At 48.7% G+C, this 18,889-nt stretch carries 17 protein-coding genes, 1 tRNA gene and 1 pseudogene; 13 read left to right on the top strand and 6 right to left on the bottom strand.

Annotated elements, in window-relative coordinates; all coding sequences use genetic code 11:
• The first annotated feature begins 105 nt into the window (after positions 1-105).
• From ispE to G3M70_05500, 7 genes are all read left to right on the top strand, one after another.
• A complete protein-coding gene (gene ispE / locus G3M70_05530) occupies positions 106-1,020 on the top strand; it encodes a 4-(cytidine 5'-diphospho)-2-C-methyl-D-erythritol kinase (protein ID QPJ61376.1) in 915 nt (304 codons plus the stop codon).
• 249 nt (positions 1,021-1,269) lie between these two features.
• Positions 1,270-1,346 (top strand) — tRNA-Gln (locus G3M70_05525).
• Positions 1,347-1,355: 9 nt separating this feature from the next.
• Complete coding sequence (locus tag G3M70_05520) at positions 1,356-2,342, top strand: ribose-phosphate pyrophosphokinase (protein QPJ61375.1); 987 nt, start codon at positions 1,356-1,358, stop codon at positions 2,340-2,342.
• Positions 2,343-2,363: 21 nt separating this feature from the next.
• Complete coding sequence (locus G3M70_05515) at positions 2,364-3,008, top strand: 50S ribosomal protein L25 (GenBank protein QPJ61374.1); 645 nt, start codon at positions 2,364-2,366, stop codon at positions 3,006-3,008.
• 8 nt (positions 3,009-3,016) lie between these two features.
• A complete protein-coding gene (locus G3M70_05510) occupies positions 3,017-3,559 on the top strand; it encodes an aminoacyl-tRNA hydrolase (GenBank protein ID QPJ61373.1) in 543 nt (180 codons plus the stop codon).
• Positions 3,560-3,723: 164 nt separating this feature from the next.
• Positions 3,724-5,799: a sodium-translocating pyrophosphatase gene (locus G3M70_05505; GenBank protein ID QPJ61372.1), complete on the top strand. Its 2,076-nt coding sequence runs from the start codon at positions 3,724-3,726 to the stop codon at positions 5,797-5,799.
• Positions 5,800-5,878: 79 nt separating this feature from the next.
• The gene (locus G3M70_05500) at positions 5,879-6,691 is read left to right on the top strand and encodes a menaquinone biosynthesis protein (protein ID QPJ61371.1); all 813 of its coding nucleotides are present in this window, start codon (positions 5,879-5,881) and stop codon (positions 6,689-6,691) included.
• A gap of 309 nt (positions 6,692-7,000) precedes the next feature.
• On the opposite strand, the gene G3M70_05495 is transcribed toward G3M70_05500, so the two are convergent.
• Positions 7,001-7,561, bottom strand: coding sequence for a hypothetical protein (locus G3M70_05495; protein QPJ61370.1), 561 nt, complete (start codon positions 7,559-7,561; stop codon positions 7,001-7,003).
• Positions 7,562-7,732: 171 nt separating this feature from the next.
• On the opposite strand from G3M70_05495, the gene G3M70_05490 reads away from it, so the two are divergent.
• From G3M70_05490 to G3M70_05475, 4 genes are all read left to right on the top strand, one after another.
• Entirely contained in the window at positions 7,733-8,266 is a 534-nt protein-coding gene (locus G3M70_05490) for an NADH-quinone oxidoreductase subunit B (protein ID QPJ61369.1), read from the top strand.
• A gap of 417 nt (positions 8,267-8,683) precedes the next feature.
• Positions 8,684-9,082, top strand: coding sequence for a DUF1761 domain-containing protein (locus G3M70_05485; GenBank protein QPJ61368.1), 399 nt, complete (start codon positions 8,684-8,686; stop codon positions 9,080-9,082).
• A gap of 143 nt (positions 9,083-9,225) precedes the next feature.
• On the top strand, positions 9,226-9,453 hold the full coding sequence (locus G3M70_05480) for an AbrB/MazE/SpoVT family DNA-binding domain-containing protein (protein QPJ61367.1): 228 nt from the start codon (positions 9,226-9,228) through the stop codon (positions 9,451-9,453).
• Entirely contained in the window at positions 9,450-9,863 is a 414-nt protein-coding gene (locus tag G3M70_05475) for a type II toxin-antitoxin system death-on-curing family toxin (protein ID QPJ61366.1), read from the top strand. The genes G3M70_05480 and G3M70_05475 overlap by 4 nt, the downstream gene beginning before the upstream one ends.
• A gap of 96 nt (positions 9,864-9,959) precedes the next feature.
• On the opposite strand, the gene G3M70_05470 is transcribed toward G3M70_05475, so the two are convergent.
• The 5 genes and pseudogenes from G3M70_05470 to coaD form a co-directional block, all read right to left on the bottom strand.
• Positions 9,960-10,133: a hypothetical protein gene (locus G3M70_05470; protein QPJ61365.1), complete on the bottom strand. Its 174-nt coding sequence runs from the start codon at positions 10,131-10,133 to the stop codon at positions 9,960-9,962.
• Between the two features lie 558 nt (positions 10,134-10,691).
• A pseudogene (locus tag G3M70_05465) lies at positions 10,692-10,892 on the bottom strand (hypothetical protein).
• Positions 10,893-10,937: 45 nt separating this feature from the next.
• Positions 10,938-11,231: a hypothetical protein gene (locus G3M70_05460; protein QPJ61364.1), complete on the bottom strand. Its 294-nt coding sequence runs from the start codon at positions 11,229-11,231 to the stop codon at positions 10,938-10,940.
• Between the two features lie 22 nt (positions 11,232-11,253).
• Positions 11,254-12,447 (bottom strand): pyridoxal phosphate-dependent aminotransferase, encoded by a 1,194-nt coding sequence (locus G3M70_05455; protein QPJ61363.1) that lies wholly within the window; start codon positions 12,445-12,447, stop codon positions 11,254-11,256.
• Positions 12,444-12,926 (bottom strand): pantetheine-phosphate adenylyltransferase, encoded by a 483-nt coding sequence (gene coaD, locus G3M70_05450; GenBank protein QPJ61362.1) that lies wholly within the window; start codon positions 12,924-12,926, stop codon positions 12,444-12,446. The genes G3M70_05455 and coaD overlap by 4 nt, the downstream gene beginning before the upstream one ends.
• 1,067 nt (positions 12,927-13,993) lie before the next feature.
• Between coaD and G3M70_05445 the strand changes: the two genes are divergently transcribed.
• Complete coding sequence (locus G3M70_05445) at positions 13,994-17,455, top strand: molybdopterin-dependent oxidoreductase (protein QPJ61361.1); 3,462 nt, start codon at positions 13,994-13,996, stop codon at positions 17,453-17,455.
• Between the two features lie 115 nt (positions 17,456-17,570).
• On the top strand, positions 17,571-18,848 hold the full coding sequence (locus G3M70_05440) for a nitrate oxidoreductase subunit beta (GenBank protein ID QPJ61360.1): 1,278 nt from the start codon (positions 17,571-17,573) through the stop codon (positions 18,846-18,848).
• Positions 18,849-18,889 lie beyond the last annotated feature (41 nt).

The raw sequence follows: 18,889 nt of genomic DNA, 5'->3' as shown, positions 1-18,889 counted from the left end.
TTATTTCAGCTAATTTAAAAACTAATCAAGCGGTCCTTTCAAGCTCTGGAAGGTTTTAAAGGAGGGTTGACTTGCTTTGAAGATCTTGATGGATATTTATAAGTCATGAAATTAACGATCAATACTCCAGCCAAGATCAATCTGGGGTTGTGGATACTTGGCAAGCGTGAAGACGGGTTTCATGAGTTGGAAACCCTGTTCCAGATGGTGAGCCTGTACGACACTCTTGATTTTGATACAGAATGTGATGGGCTCACACTGACTTGTAACCGGTCCGAAATTCCGACAGACGAGAGCAATCTGGTGATGCGGGCCGCTTTGGGGCTTCAAAAACTGTTTCCGGATCGCACGGACCTCCATTGCCGGATCCATCTGGAAAAAAAAATTCCCTCAGGAGCCGGGTTGGGTGGGGGCAGTGGAAATGCTGCCGGAACACTTCTGGCGCTTAATTATCTCTGGGATCTGGGCCTGACCCATGATGAACTTCAACCTTTGGCGGCCGAATTAGGGTCCGATGTCCCCTTTTTTCTGGTCGGGCCTACTGCAATTGGCAAAGGGAGGGGGGAGGTTCTGACCCGGATCAAACCATGCCCCAAATTCCAGGTTTTATTACTCACTCCACACTTGTCCGTGAGCACCGCAGAAGTCTATAAACGATTGAATTTAAAATTGACATCAACCCAAAATAATATTAAGATTTTGTCCAAAATTTTTTCCAAAGCGGATATAGACAGCTTGGGTGGCCATCTCCACAACGACCTGGAACCTGTTGTTTTAGAAAGGTTTAAGGAAGTGAAGGTTGTTTGGGAGCATTTAAAGGCCCAAAACGCCCGAGGAGTGCTTGTATCCGGCAGTGGGTCCACGGTATTTGGAATTTTTTCCGACTCCCGGCAGGCGAAACAGGCGGAAGCCCAAAGTTTTGCGGAGGATTGGAATACATACCTTGCGGAAACGGTTTCCAATGTCTCCGAGTTTTTACCGGAGTCGGTCCTCAATTATCCCCAGGCCATCAGACCTTGAGCCAGGAAAACAGGACCCGGTGAAACCCCAACAGTTTAACGTGTACCGGTCATCGTCGACGTTCCGGGGATGGTCTATTTTAAGAACTGAAATGACCAGAGGTTTTCATTCACCAGGATCTTCTCCCCTTTAGCCATTATTGTATCCAACTGTAATTGCTGTTACCGGGATTTCCAGATTCACGAGGAAATACATCGGAAAATTTACATAAGGATAAACATTTGGACCGGAGAAAACACTAAAGGACAATGGGGCGTCGACAAGTGGTTTAAGTCACTGGGTTTTGGACCCAGCATTCGGAGGTTCGAATCCTCCCGCCCCAGCCAGTTTTTGATATGAGCAGAGAACAAGAGATTAGTGATAACAACAACCGTGTTCTGGTATTTGCCGGAAGAGCCAGCCATGCGCTGACCACCGATATCTGCCAGTACATGGGGATAGAAATCGGCAAATCGGTCCTCAAGAATTTTTCTGACGGTGAAAACTACGTCCGGATTGAGGAGAATGTCCGTGGTGGCGATGTTTTTGTGATTCAGTCGACCTGTTCCCCCGGCAACGATAACCTGATGGAAATGCTCATCATGATCGATGCCCTGAAACGTTCCTCTGCCAAGAGAATCACCGCGGTAATACCTTATTACGGTTATGCACGACAGGACAGAAAGTGTGAACCCCGGGTGCCGATCACTTCAAAACTGGTAGCAGACCTGTTACACGCTTCAGGTGCCAACCGGGTGCTTACTGTGGACCTGCATGCGGGGCAGATTCAGGGTTTCTTCAATATGCCCGTGGATCACCTGTTTGCGATGAACGTCCTGATCGCTTACATCAAAAGTCTTGACCTGCCAGATCTTATGGTGATTTCACCTGATGCCGGTGGAGTGGAGCGTGCCCGTGCTTTTGCCAAGCGGTTGGGTTCCCCGTTGGCCATTGTCGATAAACGGCGGGAATCAATTAACGAAGCCCAGGCGATGAATGTAATTGGGGACGTCACAGGCAAAACGGCAGTTATCGTTGATGACATGATAGACACAGCCGGTACTTTGATGGAATCCACCAATGCGCTCCTGAAATCTGGCGCACGCGAAGTGCATGCCTGCTGTTCTCACCCGGTATTATCTGGACCGGCAGGCGACCGCATTCAGAATTCGCCGCTGAAGTCGGTGATCACAACGAACACCATTCCGCTGAGAGACGAACTCAAGGCGGTTGAAAAAATTAAAGTATTATCTGTTGCCCCTCTGCTTGGAGAGGCGATCATTCGAATTCACAGTGAAACGTCGGTCAGTTCCCTGTTCGATTCGGAATCTGACCAACAGTAAATAAAAGCAGGAGAAGGATTCATGACAACGTTTGCAAACTTAACTGGACGTATCCGGGAAGAACGGGGCAAAGGTCCCAATCGCCGAATCCGTCAAAAAGGGGAACTCCCCGGTGTTATTTATGGAGCAAAGGACAATGTGTCCTTTATCACCAACCCTATCGAACTCAACCGTATTCTGGACAAAGCTGGAATCAACACTCTAATCGACTTGTCGATTGAAGGTGATTCTGTTCCCAAACGGACGGTGCTTTTGAAAGAAGCACAGATGCATCCATATAAGGACCAGTGGCTGCACGCTGATTTTTTTGAAATCAATCTTGAAGAACAATTGAAGGTGCGGGTTCCTATTCGTCTGGTCGGGCATTCTCCGGCAGAAAAACTGGGCGCTCTGGTCGAGCACTTTGTGCATGAGCTGGAAATCAAATGTTTGCCCGGCGACATTCCTGAAACCATTGATGTCGATATGACCGCGATTCAGTTGGATGAAGTGGTCCACGTATCAGATTTGAAGGTTCCGGAAAAATCCGAAGTGATGGATGATCCTCAAACGGCAGTGGTTTCCGTTCACCAGGTAAAAGTGAAAGAAGAAAAACCGGCTGAGGAAGAGGGCGCCGAAGAAGAGGGCGAAGCTCCTGCGGCTGAGGAAGCCAAAACAGAAAGCTGATTCAAGACGTGTACTGGGTGCTGGGACTTGGCAATCCGGGTTCTGAATATGCCCGGACCCGACACAATGCGGGGTTTCAGGCGGTCGATCTTCTGGCATCGAAATACGGTATTCCTGTTGACAGACAGGGTTGCCACGCCATGGGGGGTGTGGGCAAGATAAAAGGCGAAGAAATTCTGATTGCCAAGCCGATGACCTACATGAACGAAAGCGGCAAGTCGGCACGAGCTCTCATGAAGGCTGAGGATCTGGATCCTGGGCAACTTATTGTATTGCACGATGAAATCGACCTGCCTGTCGGCAAAATCAAACGCAAGTTTGGTGGGGGGCACGCAGGGCAAAAAGGCGTGCGGTCGATTATTGAACGCCTCGAAACTGACAAGTTCTACAGGGTGAGGATAGGCGTTGGTAGACCGAACAACCGGGCCGACCTGGTTGACCATGTATTGTCAGAGTTCAACGAGGACGAACAGGCACAGTTCAATTTGACACTGGATCTTGCGGTCGAACGGGTGGAAGAAATCCTGACTGAACTCAGATCAAGACAGTAATCTGAAGTTCTGAAGAATTTAAAGAAGTCAGCAACAACACGCTGGGGTTTTCACTGCAAGGCCACACGATATCAGAATCAAATGGATCGCATTCCGGATTCTTTAAAATACCCATTACCATGTCAAAAAGAAGATCAAAATAAATCAACGGAGGAATAGACAGTATGATGCAGGAATATAAGGGTGAGATGGTTTTTGTCGGTCTCGCCATGGTCATTTACCTGATTTGTACGGCGGCCGATGCTTCAGGCAATTTCGCCTATTTCGGATTCCTGTTTGGAATCTTCGGCTTGATCGTGGCTTGGAAAATATTTGAGTACGTGGACGATCAGTCCGAAGGCAATGAGAAGATGATGGAAATTGCCGAGTCCATTCACGAAGGGGCGATGGTTTTTCTGAAACGGGAATACAAAATCCTGATGTATTTCATTCTTGCCGTGTTTGTGGTGCTGATCCTGGTGATCAGTTCTACCAAAGGTATCTGGATTGGATTCTGGACTGCAATCGCTTACCTGCTTGGTGCCGTGTGTTCCATGGCTGCCGGTTTCTTTGGCATGAATGCAGCCACTACCGCAAACGTCCGAACGTCACAAGCGGCTAATGACGAAGGTCAGGCTAAAGCGCTGGACGTGGCGTTTAACGGTGGCGCGGTTATGGGACTTTGTGTTGCCAGCCTCGGTCTTGTTGGTGTTGGTGGGTTGTTTCTCCTGTTTGCACGTGGCGACTCAATCAGCGTGATCAGCGGATTTGCAATGGGCGCGAGTTCCATCGCCTTGTTTGCACGTGTCGGCGGCGGTATCTACACCAAGATCGCTGACGTTGGATCTGACCTCGTAGGTAAAGTGGAAGCGGGTATCCCGGAAGATGATCCACGTAACCCGGGGGTTATCGCTGATAACGTTGGCGACAACGTGGGTGACACCGCCGGTCTGGGCGCAGATATTTTTGAATCCTATGTCGGCTCCATGATCGCGACTATCGCGATTGGCGCAGGCATGATGACCCAGCAGTTTGAATACATGGCGCTGCCGGTTGTGATCGCCATGGTTGGCCTGGTCGCTTCCATCATCGGTATCCGTTCCATTAAAGTTTTGTCCTCCATGGACCCTGCTGATGCGTTGAGGAACTCCACGTTTATCAGTGCAGCAGTCATGCTCTTCGCCTCTTTCATCGTGGTTAAATTCATGGGTCTGCCCATGGGCGTCTTTGGCGCTCTGGCATTCGGTTGTTTCGCCGGTATCATCATCGGCCTCATCACCGAATACTACACTGCAGGCGCACCGGTTACCAAAATCGCTGAGTCCAGCCAGACAGGTGTTGCAACAGTAATGATCACCGGAATGGCTGTGGCCATGGAAAGTTGTGCAGCCCCTGTCCTCACCATTTGTATCGCCATCTTTGCTTCAGTAAAACTGGCGGGCCTTTATGGTGTTGCTCTGGCGGCGGTTGGAATGCTGGCCACTGTTGGAATCACCATGTCGGTGGATGCTTACGGCCCCATCGCAGATAATGCGGGTGGTATTTCAGAAATGGCAGGCCTGGGTGAAGAAACCCGTAAGATCACCGACAGCCTTGACCAGCTCGGTAACACCACAGCGGCAATCGGAAAAGGTTTTGCCATCGGTTCCGCAGCACTCACAGCTCTGGCCCTGTTTTCAGCTTACACACAGGCGGCAGGGGTCGATGTCATTAACATCACCAACGTTTACGTCATCATCGGTGTGCTCATCGGGGGTGTTATTCCCTTCACCGTTGCAGCTCTCACCATGACCTCGGTTGGACGCGGCGCATTCGTCATGGTGGAAGAGATTCGCCGACAGTTCCGCGAGATTCCAGGAATTATGGAAGGTACCGGCAAGCCGGACTCCGCACGTTGTATCGACATCAGCACCACCGCAGCCCTGCGCGAAATGATCGCACCGGGTGTGATCGCGATTATCATGCCGATCATCATCGGCTTCCTGCTGGGTAAGGAAGCGCTGGGTGGCATGCTGGTTGGTGCAACACTGGTGGGTGTTCTGCTGGCGCTGTTCATGTCGAACGGTGGTGGTGCCTGGGACAACGCTAAAAAATACGTAGAAGCTGGTGCACTGGGCGGTAAGGGTTCTGATGCGCATCACGCAACTGTTGTTGGTGATACGGTTGGTGATCCGCTGAAAGACACTTCTGGCCCTGCGATGAACATCCTCATCAAACTGATGTCCATTGTGTCACTGGTTCTCGCACCGATGTTCTTGTAATTCCGCAAACACTGAAGTAAAACCGGGGTGGGATTTTTCCCATCCCGGTTTTTTTTTTATTCTGCCAGGAAAGAAACTCATGGCCTCCCAAAAATTACGTCTGGGAATACACGACTTTATCAATGCCCAGCCGCTGGTCCTTCCTTTAAAAATGGATGCCGTGAGGTTGAATCTGGATCTCGCTCTGGACAACCCGGCACGGCTCGCAGCAAAACTCCATGCGGGCGAGCTCGATATCGCCATGGTTCCTTCAATCGAATACCTGAAAAATGCGGATGCCTACCGGCTTATACCTGAAGTCTGCATCGCCTCACGTGGACCCGTTGGCAGTGTGCTGCTTGTCACTAAAAAACCACTCGACCAGGTCCGGACACTTGCCATGGACAACCGGTCGCGCACCTCGGTGGCCCTGCTGAACATCCTGTTCCATCGGCGACTGCCACCTTCTGTTATCAAAGGAGGAGCAGATCCTGATCCTGAAAGTATGTTGCAGCAGAACGATGCAGTCCTCATCATCGGGGACCAGGCATTTTTATTGGAAGAAGGTCACCCGGATCTTACGGTATATGATCTCAGTGAAGAGTGGTTTCGCTTGACCGGAAAATCTTTTGTGCATGCGGTCATGGCGGTCCGTCCTGAAGCGAGACCTTCGCCGGAATTGATTCAGTTTTTAAAAGGCGCGGCGGATATGGGGAAAAATATGCTGGATGCCATCACACTACTACCGTGTGTGAAGAATATCGGGCTCTCGGCTGAAGCCTGCAAAGACTACCTGACCAATAGTATTCTGTATCATCTCGGGGAACAGGAGCTGGCAGGCCTGATGCATTTCCGCGAGGCCTGCCAGAAAGGCAACCTCCTGGACCATCAACACCCCATTGAATTCGTCTAGTCCTGCGCGGACGGCGAACAAAACCCACCTTGGGGGGCTAGAGGTTTGTCCATTGTGTTGGGTTTTGGCAGGAACTTTTGGTCGGTAAAAATAATAAACTTGTCAAATGGCACATGGGAACTTGGAAGCCCTTTGTGAAACAAAAAACAAAGGCGAGATTCTTCACTTCGCTGTGCTTCGTTCAGAATGACAGGCTGTTATTTTTCTAGAAAAATTATTTTGTGAGAGCACAAAACTCAGGGTATGCCCAAATGGGTTTTTAGCTGGCCCCCACCGCCAGGTGGTTTTTTGTTGCCCGTGCGGCGAGCACTAGAGGTGGCCGCCGCCTTTGACGTTGAAGCCTTCGAACTTGTCGAGCAGGAGTTGCTGGATACCGGTTTTTTCTTTGGCCTCCATCAGGGCGACTTGCCCTTCTTCGCGGATTTTGTTGAGACGCAGGTCCAGCCTTCGCAGGTTGGTCCACAGTGGCAGAAACTTGGCAAGGTATTTGGCACCTTCGTCTGTGATGTTGTTATCGGACAGGGTGAGGTTGCTCAGACTGAGCAGGTTGTCCGAAATGGCGATATGCTTCACACCGTCGTTGCCAATAGCGTTGTAAAACAGGTTCAGGGAGGTGAGGTTGACCAGGGTTTTGGATTGGGCCAGATAGCGGGCGCCCTTGGTTCCTATCAGATTGGTTCCCATTTCCAGGGTGGAAAGATCACGCAGGATCTCCATCCGGGCAACATCTTTTGCTCCCAGTTCTTTCAGGTAACAAGCTGTTAAATCAAGCGTTTTGCCATCTTTGCTCAATTCTGACTTTACCATTTCCTCAGTTTCTTCAAAGGCCCTGTTCTGGCCCTTGGACTCTTTATTCAGCGATGTATCCATTCACCCATTCCTCCGGATTATTTCCTGTTTCCTATTAGATACCGCAATTTACCCTGAGGTTGCCAAAAAGTGAAGGCGCTCAGCCGAAATCTTGGTGTTCCTGCCCGTTCTTTGCTATGATAAGGGCCTTCATTGTAACCCGAAGTTCCGTCTTTGAGGAGAGTTTTTCCAATGGCTAATTTGCAACAGTCCGAACTGGAAGTGAGTCTGGGCAATAATGTAATTGTGACCCAGATGACCCAGGCGGTTAACTGGGCTAGAAAATATTCCTTCTTTATCTATCCTTTCATCACCGCATGTTGCGGGATGGAGTTTATGTCCGTGGCCGGACCCCGATACGATCTGGACCGCTTTGGTGCGGCCTTCCCCCGTTTTTCTCCCCGTCAGGCAGATCTGTTGATGGTGGTGGGAACCATCAGCCATAAGCAGGCGCCGATTCTGGTAAAAGTTTACAACCAGATGGCGGAGCCCAAGTGGGTGGTGGCCTACGGTGTGTGTACAGTTTCCGGCGGATTCTATGATAATTATGCAACCGTGATGGGAATTGATACGCTGATTCCGGTGGACGTTTATATACCGGGTTGTCCGCCGAGACCTGAAATGGTCATCGACGCGTTGATCAAACTGCAGGACAAGGTTCAACAGGAAACCCTTGTAGACCACGTAAAAGGTCCGGCACCCGTCACCCCCGCATACAAGATCTAACCTCTCTTGCGGTGGGGCAAAGAGCCATGGTTTTGATGGGTCTTATAGAAAAGATTTTTTGAAAGTTTGAGAAACTTGTTCCCGCTCGCTGTCGGCGAAGAGCCGCTTGGCGGGTGCTCCCCGTATGGGCAAAAGGCTAAGATCAGTTTTGCCTCGCCTGCATTTTTAGAGTGCCGGGTGACATGTTTACTGCATTCTTGAAGAGAGACCAGGCACATCACCGCTCTCAATCAGCTTCCAACCTTCTATTAATTTCACGGACACATAAACCTCCAACCTCCCTGAGCCTGGAAGGGAATGGCAAGGAGACCTTAAATATTTTGGAACAAAGGGTTCGTCATTACGAGGAGCCTTTGCGACGAAGCAATCCAGCCGGGGTTTCACTAAAAATAATTACAATAAAACGGGAGTGAGACGATGGAGTTCAACTTTCTTGCAATAGGCATCGCGATCGTAGCGGACATGATGCTGGGTGCCTTGTGGTACTCGCCCGTGTTGTTCGGCAAGATGTGGATGAAGGCCGTGGGCATCGAAAAATCTGAGGACCTGGGCGATAGCGCTAAACCCGCATACGCGGCGAGCGGCGTGTGCGCTGTAGCGATGGCGCTTTTTTTGTCGTGGCTGCTCGGCGCGCTCAATATACAAAGCACCGGCGAAGCAATACAGGTGGTGCTGGTATTGTGGCTGGGCGTGATCGCCCCCGTTGTTGCCGTTCCGTATTTCTGGGAAGACCGCTCCAAAATTCCCTTTGGTATTTACAGCGGGTATAAGTTAGTGGCGATTTGTATTACAGCGGTGATATTGACGAATGTTTAAGCAAAAGCTGGATGAGTCTGTCCAGGGCCTGCCCAAGGAAAGAATCCCACCGTTATTTTTTGTAATGCATATGAAGGGCTCCGGTTGATGCACAAAACATGTTATAACTATTGTTATAAGGTATAAATATTGGGAGCTGCGCCATGGTGGATTTAAAAATCAGAAAAATTGGAAATGCTTCTGGAATTATATTTCCCAAAGAAATTTTAAATAAGATGAATTTGGAAGAGGGTGATAGGGTTTTTTTTACAGAATCCGCAGATGGTGGATACAAGATCACTCCTTACGATCCAGAATTTGAAGAACAGATGAAAATTGCCAAGGGAATCATGTCTCGCTATAGGAATACTTTGAGACAACTCGCCAAGTGAAAGAACCCATCTGGATAAACCCCAAGCTTGTTCTATTATTTCATGAACAATTAATTGTGGAACACGGAGGTCAGGCGGGTATCCGTGATCAAGGTTTATTGAAAGCCGCAATGGCCCGCCCAGAGCAAATATTCTCAAATGGTGAACCGGATTTGTTTGATCTGGCAGCGGCCTATACATCAGAAATCATCCGCAACCACCCCTTTATTGATGGCAATAAACGCACGGCTTTTTTAGTAGGTGCGCATTTTCTTGAAATCAATGGACAAAACCTTATTGCGCCAGAAGCCGAGACGACCCAGGCTATTCTGGATCTCGTAACAAAAAAGTTAAGCGAAGAAGACTTTGCCATCTGGCTGATGGAAAATTCTAAAAAAAAAAATCTAAATTATGAATGGTTCTCTAAATGAAAAGTAAATAAAAAAAAGCGTTCATTACGGCCTACCCTTAAAAGGGTGTTCTGTTTAGGAAACAGTTCCTTATGAAAATTTGCTGAGCTTTCAGGCTCAATCCTGTAATTCGCAAACGGCGATTTCCGTATCCATATCTTCTCTCTCCTCGGACTCCTTGGTCCACTCGACCATGGCCTGGAACGCGCCATTGTGCGTTTTATGAATTGAAATTATTTTATCCACGATCCCCTTCGAAGGATCGGAATACATCAGGACATAAACTTCCATAAAAATTCCTTTGTTTGCGCTTCCGGTTTATAGAGTAGGAATGCGGGAGATTTAATCGCGATCAATGAGGTAAAAAGTTTCAAAAGTTTAGAGTTGATATGATCGACGGCAAAACCGAGGGGACACCTCAAAGTCATTTCTCAAATTGAAATTTTGTACATCCATAAAAAAAAAGCAAAGGCGAGGTTCTTCAGCCCGATGGGCTTCAGAATGACATGTTATGTTTTTTGCCCCTTTTAGAATGAAACCTTTGCATAACCCAAAATTTTTTATTTAACAGAAACTTTTTGGTTACAACTTTTTTCCTCCCCTTTCAAGGGGAGGGTATGGGAGGGGTCATGAATACAACCTCCCCTGTATCCCCTCCTTTTTTAAGGAGGGGATACAAGAACACGAATAGCGGCTCTTGAATAAATGCATGTTGCCATTTTATGTAGTTATGCAAAGGTCTCTTTTGCAATGAGCAAACTTTTAAAGCACGGTGGGGATGCCGACAACGAGATCGACCTCTGGTTCGTCGTCATCGTCGTCTTTGTTTTTATCCTGCTCCATATCCCGGCGGACATTGGCGAGGTTCCGCATGAAGTGGGTGTTGCAGTCCGGGCAGATCCACCCTTCCCCGGAAAAAATCCAGCATTCGTCTTCAACCCATTCCTGCGCGTCGTCTTCCGTCTCGCAAAACTCCCCGTGCTGCGGACACTCGGGTGAATCCTTGGTGTGGCATTCCACACTGACCTGATTGTCTTTTTTCACAAACATGATCAGTCCTTTTATAAATAGATAATCGAGAGCCGTTAAAAATTTTCAGGGAGCATCGATGCCGGCTTCGAGTTCCAGTAAATTATCATCGCCGGAATCGTCTTCCTTTTTCTTGATTTCGGTTTGCTTCTTGTCGCGACGCACTTTGACAAGTTCTCTCATGAAGTGGATGTTGCAATCGGGGCAGATCCACCCATCGCCGGTGGGTATCCAGCATTCTTCTTCGACGTACTCTTCGGCTTCCTGTTCGTTGTCAAAGAATTCCCCGTGTTTCGGGCATTCAGGCGAATCCCCGTTGTGGCATTGGACGCTGACAAGATCGTCTTTCTTCAGAAACATGATTTTATTTTGAAATGGTCTTTCAGGTTAAAGATTTCAACGCACGTTCAATACGGTCCGACGCTTCTTTCAAAACATCAAGCGAAGCCGCGAACGAGAGCCGCACATGTTTGTCTGCACCGAAGGCGATACCTGGTACAACAGCGACCTTCTCAGTTTCCAGTAAGAATTCGCAGAAGTCCAGAGAACCTTCGATGGTTTTGCCATTCCAGGTTTTGCCGAATGAGCCGGAGATGTCCGGAAAGCTGTAAAACGTTCCGATCGGTTTAGGGCAGGAGACGCCCGGCATTTTCTCGAAGCGCTCGAGTAAATAGTCGCGGCGATTTTTAAATTCATCGCACATGCGCGCCACGTCGACATCGTCGCCGACGAAAGCGGCTGCTGCCGCGGCCTGGGCTATGGAACACGGGTTTGACGTGCTTTGTCCCTGGAGTTTGGTGACACCGGTGGCGATCTCCGGTTCGCAAGCGATGTACCCGATGCGCCATCCTGTCATGGCGTAAGCTTTGGATGCGCCGTTGACGACGATCGTATTTTTTTTCAATTCTTCACTGAATGAAGCCGGGCACGCTGGTTCAAAGCCATCGAACACAATCTTGTCGTAAATTTCATCAGAGATCACCGTCACGTCTTTGTCGAGAGCAATCTGGGACAAGGTTTCCAGTTCCTGCCGGGTGTAGCCCAATCCGGTGGGGTTGCTCGGGCTGTTCAGGATCAGGGCGCGTGTGTTGGGTGTGATCGCCGCTTCCAGTTGTGTTGGAGACATTTTGAATTCTGAATCGGCATCGGTGTCGATGATCACAGGAGTAGCGCCGGCGAGGCGAATGATTTCCGGATAAGACACCCAGTACGGTGATTGCAGAATAACTTCGTCGCCTGTTTCCCATAAAGCCTGGGCGAGATTGTAAAGGGAGTGTTTGGCTCCGCATGACACCACAATATTGTCGCGAGCATAAGAGACACCATTGTCGCGCTCTAATTTTTTTATGATCGCGTCCTTGATTGCATCCGTTCCACCAACCGGGGTGTAATGGGTATCATTCTGTTTGATGGAATCGATGGCCGCCTGTTTGATGAATTCGGGTGTATCGAAATCGGGTTCACCTGCACCGAGCCCAATTACATCCAGACCTTCAGCACGCAGTGCTTTGGCTTTGGCGGTGATGGCGAGAGTCATGGATGGTTTTAAATTTTTTATGCGTTCAGATAATTTCATAATTCAACCTGTGATAATGCAGTGAGCACGTGGGGAGGGACCATTTTACCGACATCGCCACCGTGTTTTGCAATTTCCTTCACGAAGCTGGAACTGAGGAAAGAATATTCCTGGCTTGGGATCAGGAAGATGGTTTCGACCGAACTGTTGAGGTTTCGGTTCATCAGTCCCATTTGGAGTTCGTATTCAAAGTCAGACACCGCCCGCAGTCCTTTGATGATTATGGTAGCCTTGTGATCATTCGCGAAATCGATCAAAAGATTATCGAACGGTTTAACCTCCACCTTGCCATTGTAGTTGAGCCCCTCTTTAATAAACTCCACCCTTTTTTCAATCGGGAACAGGGGGTTTTTTTTGGGATTGAGGGCAACCGCCACCACCAGATGGTCGCACAAATTGAGTGCCCGGCCCATGATGTCCAGGTGACCGAGGGTCACCGGGTCAAACGTACCGGGATAAATGGCAATACGCTTTGTCATAAATTTGGCCGAAAAAAGGGCGATTATAACGTTTTCCTGTACTGAGGAAAAGCAGAGGATCAGGGTTTTCTGGCAGGATCCATGTGTGAGGTGCCATTATAAGAAAAAACTGAGCATATTATAAGGCGGTTAAATTTTCCGGCAATTACTATAAGAAAAGAAAAACCAGTAGTTTACCCGTTTGCTGATACCGTCTTTAGGAGTTTGTTTATTAAAAAAGATTCAAAATATGGATCAAAACCTTCAAATTTTTGAAAATGATGGGAGGGGTATTGGAGAAAAAAGAGTGTTCAGACCCCATAAAACTGCAAATAATTCAATGTAAAGAGATGATTTTCAGAATGTTTTTTTTGCGATATATTGTTTCCTGGAGATCGGGCGAATTTCGAATAAACCTTTATAAAAGAATGGCTTTATCAAAAAATGGATGATTTTGAGTATAAAAAAATATATTTATTTTGGAATTAACTCAAAAGAAAAAAGGCTGTGAGGGCAAATAAACATTGAAAAAACCAGTGTTGGCGACTAAATTTCTGGAAATTCAGGGCCTTCGGGTACGAAACGGTTCTGGGCAACGACAATCGGTCGGGAGGGTGGTGAGATGGGTGCGAAACCCCTGAATTTTCCTTTAAAAAAAGGGTTTGACAAGTATTTTGGTTTTGCGTATAAAGAAGCATGCTCAAACCAAAACATAGCGGTAAAAAGCATTTTCATTATGTGATTTTCATGTTTTCGGTGACGGAGAGTTTGGAATTGTTTACACAAAGGCATTACAAAGCTTCGTTAAACGGTACCCTGTTTTAAGGCGGAAAATAGCCTTGGAATGGGGTTTTTTTATTTTGGCACCTTGCGGGATCAGTCCGCAGTAAATAGATTGTAAGGTAGGAAAATTTTTCAATCGGGAGCTCCGCTTGTGTGGGGTTTCTCGGCTCATTTCTAGAGGTTCAGGCTTCTGAAACGAGGTTTAAAACGGGGCGGATTTAATGTCCCAGTGGTTTTTGGCAGCATCCAGAAAAATGGTTTGTAAGTTGTACTCACTTTAACCTTAAGGGAGGTTTCAAAACACAATGCGTTTGAATCGTCGCAAATTCTTGCAGGTCAGTGCTGGGGTCGCTTCGGCGATGGCACTTTCGAGCAAGAGAGTCGGAGCACAGTTAAAGCCGGTTGTTAAGGTAGGTAATCCCCTCGAGTCCTATCCGGATCGTCGTTGGGAAGAAGTCTATCGTGACCAGTACAAGTATGAACGTTCATTCACTTACTGCTGTTCTCCGAATGACACCCATCAGTGTCGTGTTCGCGGATTCGTCCGTAACGGCATTCTGATGCGGATTGAGCAGAACTACGATCACCATAAGATCCTTGACCTGTATGGTAACCAGGCAGATGCTGCCTGGAACCCACGCATGTGTCTGCGCGGCATGACCTTCCCTCGCCGCGTTTACGGTCCTTATCGGAATAAGTACCCGATGATTCGCGTTGGCTGGAAACAGTGGGCGGATGACGGGTTTCCTTATCTCGACAAAGAAAACCGTGAAAAGTATAAGTTCACCAGCCGGGGAACGGACGAGTTTGTTCGTATAACCTGGGATCAGACCTTCACTTATCTGGCTAAGGGTCACGTTGCCGTAGGTAAAGCCTACTCCGGTCCTCGTGGTGCCCAGCGCCTGAAAAACGAAGGTTATCAGCCAGAAATGATCGAAGCCATGGGGGGTTCCGGCTCGCGCGTTATGAAGTACCGTGGTGGTATGGGTCTTCTGGGGGTTGTTGGTAAGTACGGTATCTACCGTCTTGCTAATATGGTTGCTTTGCTCGATGCTATCGTGCGTGGCCGTGGTCCTGGTCAGGTGTTGGGTGGTCGTGCGTGGTCCAACTACACCTGGCATGGTGATCAGGCTCCGGGGCATTCCTGGACGCATGGTATGCAGACTTCTGACATCGACTTCGCTGATCATCGTTATGCGAAGCTGACCATTCAGTGGGGTAAAAACCTCATTGAAAACAAGATGCCGGAAGCGCATTGGTACACTGAAATCATGGAACGTGGTGGTACGCTGGTTTCTATTGCGCCGGAGTACAATCCTCCTGCGACGAAGGCTGATTACTGGATTCCGGTTCGCGCTGGTCTTTCAGATATCGCCATTTTCCTTGGTACGGCCAAAATCATCATGGACGAAGGGTTGACGGATATTCCTTACATCAAGGATTACACCGATATGCCTCTTCTGGTACGTACCGATAACCTGACGCGCTTGCATCCGGATGATTTTATTCCCGGTTATAAGCCTCAGCCGCTTCCGAAAGATGGCTTCACCACCAAGTGGATGAAGAACTTCAATCGGGACAAAATGCCGGACTTTGTTGTCTGGGATACCAACACCGACAAGCCTGTAGCGATCACTCGCGAAGACATCGGTGCGAAAATGCGTAAAAAGAACATCGATCCAGCTCTGGACGGTGTTTATGATATTAAGCTTGTAAATGGCAAGACCATCACGGCTATGCCTCTGTACGAAATGTACAAGATCCATCTGAAGGACTACGATCTGGATACCACTCATCAGATTTCTCATGCTCCTAAGGATCTCGTTGTTCGTCTGGCGCGTGACATGGGTACGATTCTCCCCGTTGAGATCCACTACGGTGAGGGTATCAATCACTACTTCCATGCCACCATGCATAACCGCGCATCCTATGTTCCGCTGATGTTGACCGGTAACGTAGGTCCGAAGGGTTCCGGTTCTCATACCTGGGCCGGAAACTACAAAGCTGGTAACTACCAGGGTTCTCACTGGTCAGGTCCTGGCTTTGCGGCGATGGTTGCTGAAGATCCTTTCAACCCGATCACTGATCCAGCCAAGAATACTGACTGGGCCAATGTTAAGGGTTACCTGAAGGGTGAAGAAGTCAGCTACTGGGCGCATCGTGATAAAGCTCTTATCGTTAATACCCCACGGTATGGACGTAAGGTTTTCACGGGTCGTTCCCATATGCCTTGTCCTTCCAAGCTGATCTGGTTTGTAAACGTTAACGTAATCAACAATGCGAAGTGGTTCTACGAGCTGGTGTTCAACACCAACAATAACGTAGACATGATCGTGGCTCAGGACATCGAGTTCACGGGTTCTTGTGAGTACTCAGACATCGTACTTGCGCCGAACTCCTGGGCTGAGTTTGAGAGTTATGAGATCACTTCGGCTTGTTCTAATCCGTTCCATCAGATTTGGGGTGGTACCGGTATTAAGCCTGTTTTCGACACCATTGACGATAACCTGATTCATCGGGAATTCGCCAAGCGGTTGGCTGAAGTCACAGGTGACAAGCGTTTTGCTGATTATATGAAGGTTTACGAAGGTAAAGCTCCTAACCGTACGAAAGCAATGATTCGTCGGTTGTTCACCACGTCGACCACGGGTATGGGCTACAACATCGATGACATCATCAACGGCAAGTATGGTGAGCCGGGTGCGTGTCTGTTGTTGTTCAGAACTTATCCGCGTTCTCCGTTCTGGGAGATGTTTACCGAGTCTAAACCTTACTACACACCAAACGGACGTATCCAGTTCTACAATGATGAGCCGGAAGCGATCGAATGGGGTGAAAACTTTATCGTTCACCGGGAAGGTCCGGAAGCAACGCCTTACCTGCCGAACGTTATCGTGTCCACCAATCCCTACATCCGTCCTGATGACTACGGAATTCCGGAAGACGAGCAAGATCCGGATCTGCGTCACGTGCGGAATATCAAGAAGCCATGGTCTTCAGTACGTACGACCAAAAACTTCTTGTGGGAAAAGGGATATCGTTTTTACTGCGTAACTCCGAAGTCCAGACATACCGCTCATTCGTCCTGGGCGACGACTGACTGGAACATGATCTGGAACAACAACTTTGGTGATCCATATCGCATGGACAAACGGTCTCCTGGTGTGGGTGAATGGCAAGTTCATATGAACCCATTCCTTTGTAAGGATCTGGGTATCAATGATGGTGACTATATCTACTGTGACGCTAATCCGGCTGATCGTCCTTATATGGGTTGGAAACCTTCCGATCCTCGTTATAAGGTTGGTCGCCTGATGTTGCGTGCGAAGTACAACCCTGCGTATCCGTATCACACCACGATGATGAAACATGCAACGTGGGCCGGTACAGAGCGTACGGTTAAGGCTCATGAAGAGCGGCCAGACGGACGTGCAATGTCCATGACCACTCCTTATCAGTCTAACTTCCGTTACGGTGGTCAGCAGTCCATCACCCGGTCTTGGTTGATGCCGATGCATCAGACTGACAGTCTGTTCCATAAGGCAAAATCCAAGATGAAGTTCAAGCATGGTTACGAGGCAGACAACCACGCTGTTAACGCCACGCCGAAGGAAACTTTGGTTAAATTCTCCAAGGCGGAAGACGGTGGTCTGCACGGTAAGGGGCTTTGGGAGCCAGTCCGAACGGGCTACACTCCTGAGTCTCCGCTGAAAGACCGTTTTGCTGAAATGTATCTCGCGGGACAATACGTACGCGTTAAGATTTAAAGAGGCGATGTTGCGGGGCCCTTTCAGGGCCCCGCGATTTTTGAACGGTATTTCAACGTTAAAAAATCAATCCGACTGCAAACCCTCGGGTTTCAGTTTTTAGGGAGGTTAAACAATGCCTGAAGTCTATAACTGGCAATTGGGTCGCATGGCGACCTATGTGTACGAGGAAAGGCATCCGAAAGAGCAGTTTACGTTTGTATTTAATACAAACCGCTGCATCGCATGCCAGACATGTACGATGGCCCATAAGTCCACCTGGACGTTTTCCAAGGGTCAGGAGTATATGTGGTGGAACAATGTAGAGACGAAGCCTTATGGTGGGTATCCTCAGTTCTGGGACTGGAAGATTTTGAAGATGTTGGAGCAATCCAACCCAGGTCAGAATGTATGGAACGTCCGTAAGACGTCAAACAAGGCCATTCACGGTGTATACGAGGGTGTGACGATTTTTGAAGCACCAGCGAAGATTGGTCTGAACCAGCAGGCGATCGGTTATGTACCGACTGACGAAGAGTGGCGTTTTCCGAACTTTGGTGAGGATACGGCTCATGGTCGTGAGTTCACCCAGTCCCGTGAGGGAACGTTTGGTGGGGACAACGGCACGCGTTCAGTATTGCCAGAGCATAAGATCTGGTTTTTCTACCTGCAGAGGATTTGTAACCACTGCACGTACCCGGGTTGTTTGGCGGCCTGTCCGCGTAAAGCGATCTACAAGCGTCAGGAAGACGGAATCGTTTTGATTGATCAGTCCCGCTGTCGTGGTTATAAGAAGTGTGTTGAGCAGTGTCCTTACAAGAAGCCGATGTTCCGTGGTACGACTCGTATTTCCGAGAAATGTATCGCCTGTTACCCCCGAATTGAAGGATTGGATCCTTTGACCGAGGGTGATCAGATGGAGACCCGTTGTATGGCCGCATGTGTTGGTAAGATTCGCTTGCAGGGTCTTGTCAAGATTGGCAGCAACGGTGAATGGGCGCATGATCCGGACAATCCTCAGTACTATCTGATTCGAGACCGTAAGGTAGCGTTGCCGCTGTATCCGCAGTTGGGAACAGAGCCTAACGGTTATTATGTTCCGTCGCGTCACGTGCCACGAGCATACAGCCAGCAGATGTTTGGGCCAGGTGTTGATCATGCGATTGATCAGTACATGGTACCGGATCGCGACCTGTTGGGCGTGTTGCAGTTGTTCCGAACGACGCAGCGGATTATCTTCAAGTGGAAGCGTGAGCCAGGTCCGAAAATATTCGAGACCAACATCCACGGGAAGAAGTTCGAGATGTATAACGACACGGTAATCGGGTTCAACCGTAAAGGCAAAGAGATCATCCGCGTGACGGTCGAAGAGCCATTTTACGTACGGCCTGAAGAACATCCGGGTGCATTCTAAAAAACCTGGACTCTGTCACTTCCGGGGCGGGTCTGCCGCCC

The organism is Candidatus Nitronauta litoralis (assembly GCA_015698285.1).
GTDB classification, from domain to species: Bacteria; Nitrospinota; Nitrospinia; order Nitrospinales; family Nitrospinaceae; genus Nitronauta; species Nitronauta litoralis.
This window is presented reverse-complemented; position numbering and strand designations above follow the sequence as displayed.